Source organism: Polynucleobacter sp. 39-46-10, from assembly GCF_002282275.1.
The window spans coordinates 1-2673 of record NZ_NCJB01000311.1 but is presented as its reverse complement, the minus strand read 5'-3'; the positions used below and the strand labels follow the sequence as shown (position 1 = coordinate 2673).

Sequence of the window (2673 nt, the reverse complement as noted above, 5' to 3'; positions counted from 1 at the left end):
CTCTTTATTGGCCTGATGTCTGGTACTAGCCTAGATGGGATAGATGCTGTTCTAGCGAAGATCGATGCCTCAGGGGAGGCTCGCCTCCTGGGCTCCGTAAGTACCCCGTTTAGCTCGGAACTGCGTAAAGCCCTTGTTGATTTACAAAGTCCCGGCCCAAATGAAATCCACCGGGAAAATCAGGCTGCAAATGCCCTGGCAGCAGCCTATGCGGATGCGGTCAAAGAGTTGCTTGCTCAAGTCAAGCTTTCCCCTGCAGATATCATCGCCATTGGCGCACATGGTCAGACCATTCGTCACCAAGCGGATCTTGCTCATCACCTGGCTTACACGCACCAGACCCTCAATCCCGCACTTCTTGCAGAGTTAACTGGAATTGATGTCATCGCAGACTTTAGAAGTCGTGATTTGGCGGCAGGCGGTCATGGTGCACCTCTAGTGCCAGCCTTTCACGCACAGCAATTTTCCTCTAATGAAAATGTAGCCGTTCTCAATCTTGGTGGCATTGCTAATCTGACACTACTTCCCAAAGATGGGAATGTAACTGGATTTGATTGCGGTCCAGCAAACATGTTGATGGATGCGTGGATTGCTGATCAGCAAGGTCACGAATTTGATAAAGATGGTAGCTGGGCTCTGCAAGGAACCTGTAATCAAGGTCTACTCGAAAGAATGTTGACTGACCCATTCTTTGCAAAAGCACCTCCTAAGAGTACAGGCAGGGATGAGTTTCATCTTGATTGGCTGAAAAAATATATTGGTTTGGACAATATCAATCCAGAGGATATCCAAGCAACTTTACTGTTTCTAACTGTGCATTCAGCCCTCGATGCCTTGGCTCGATACGCCCCACAAACCCAAAAACTAATTGTCTGCGGTGGTGGCGCTAAAAATAATGCCTTGATGAGCTTGTTCAAATTCAAAGCACAAGAACTTTTTATGCAGTCTTTAAAAATTACCACAAGCGATTCGGCTGGAATTGACCCTCAGCTAGTAGAGGGCCTTGCCTTTGCTTGGCTTGCGTGGGCTCACAAAGAAAAACGGCCAGCAAATTTGCCAGCCGTTACGGGAGCGAAGGGACCTAGAATTCTAGGCGCTTGCTATCCTGCGTAATTAAATTACTTTCTCTCTTTAAGCAGAGAAAGAAGACCCGCAACCACAAGTAGTTTGGGCATTAGGATTTTTGATTACGAACTGCGAACCATTGATATCTTCTTTGTAATCAATCTCAGCACCAACTAAATATTGGAAGCTCATTGAATCTACCAATAATGTCACGCCATTTTTTTCAAAGAGTGTGTCATCTTCATTTACAGCATCATCAAATGTGAAGCCATACTGAAACCCTGAGCAACCACCACCTTGAACAAACACACGCAGTTTTAATTCAGGATTGCCTTCTTCAGCAATCAAGTCAGCCACTTTTGCAGCAGCACTATCCGTAAACACCAATGGAACTGGTGGCTCGGCTAAATCTTGTACAGTATCTTGCGTAGCTAATTGGGTCATGATTTACTCCTAATTCAAAAGGCAATGATCTATTTTAGGCTTTTAATTCCAAGCGTGCTGAAGGGTCTTTCCATTAGCCACATTAAGGTGAAACGGCAATCTGGGTCAATCCAGTGGTCTCAGGCAAGCCAAACATCAGGTTCATACACTGAACACCCTGACCTGAGGCGCCCTTCACCAAATTATCTTCCACCACCAAAATGACCAAAGTATCTCCATCGCCAGGACGGTGAATGGCAATCCGCAAGCCATTGCTACCCCGCACAGACCGTGTTTCTGGATGACTGCCGGCAGGCATCACATCCACAAAAGGCTCACCTTTGTAGAAATCCTCATATAGCTTCTGGAAATCCACCTTCATTCCAGCTTCAGTCAAGCGAACATACAGAGTTGAATGAATACCCCTAATCATCGGCGTCAAATGCGGCACAAATGTTAGGCCAATCTGGTCGTGACCAGCAATGGCTTTTAAGCCCTGGACAATTTCTGGAAGATGGCGATGCCCTTTAACTCCATATGCCTTGAAGTTATCTCCAGCCTCTGACATTAATGTACCGATCTCTGCTTTACGTCCAGCACCAGAAGTGCCTGACTTAGAGTCAGAAATAATATGCGTGCCATCAATCAGCTGTTTACCACCGGTAGACTTCGGTGAAAGCAATGGAGCAAGCCCAAGCTGCACAGAAGTGGGATAGCAGCCCGCTAAACCAACTACGCGAGCTTTTTTAATTTCTTCACGATTGATTTCAGCCAAACCATACACTGCCTCCGCCAAGATTTCTGGGCAACCATGTTCCATGCCGTACCACTTAGCAAATTCTTTAACGTCCTTCAAACGGAAGTCAGCAGCAAGATCCAAAATCTTCACATTGTTAGCAAGTAATTCTTTTGCTTGTGCCATAGCCACGCCATGAGGAGTTGCAAAGAACACCACGTCGCACTCATTCAACTTAGCTTCATCAGGAGTCGTAAATTTGAGATCAATTCGGCCACGTAAAGAGGGAAACATCTCAGCTACTGGCATACCAGCTTCTGTGCGAGATGTAATGGCCTGAATCTTGACTTCGGGGTGTTGCGCTAGCAGACGCAGTAATTCCACTCCGGTATATCCAGTGCCACCTACGATACCAACTTTAATCATGTCATTCTCCAAAATGCCAACTG

General features: G+C 46.2%; 3 protein-coding genes. 1 reads left to right on the top strand and 2 read right to left on the bottom strand.

The features are described 5' to 3' along the window. The coding region (locus tag B7X71_RS14935) for an anhydro-N-acetylmuramic acid kinase (protein WP_293601250.1) at positions 1-1113 on the top strand (1113 nt) is incomplete at its 5' end. A gap of 18 nt (positions 1114-1131) precedes the next feature. On the opposite strand, the gene erpA is transcribed toward B7X71_RS14935, so the two are convergent. Further along, positions 1132-1509, bottom strand: coding sequence for an iron-sulfur cluster insertion protein ErpA (erpA, locus tag B7X71_RS14930; RefSeq protein ID WP_215375908.1), 378 nt, complete (start codon positions 1507-1509; stop codon positions 1132-1134). 82 nt (positions 1510-1591) lie between these two features. Then, on the bottom strand, positions 1592-2650 hold the full coding sequence (gene argC / locus B7X71_RS14925; protein WP_215302097.1) for an N-acetyl-gamma-glutamyl-phosphate reductase: 1059 nt from the start codon (positions 2648-2650) through the stop codon (positions 1592-1594). Positions 2651-2673 lie beyond the last annotated feature (23 nt).

What these genes read in the sequence shown, in the direction of transcription:
- erpA (WP_215375908.1), bottom strand. Translation starts at nt 1,509, where the DNA reads ATGACCCAATTAGCTACGCAAGATACTGTACAAGATTTAGCCGAGCCA.
- argC (WP_215302097.1), bottom strand. Translation starts at nt 2,650, where the DNA reads ATGATTAAAGTTGGTATCGTAGGTGGCACTGGATATACCGGAGTGGAA.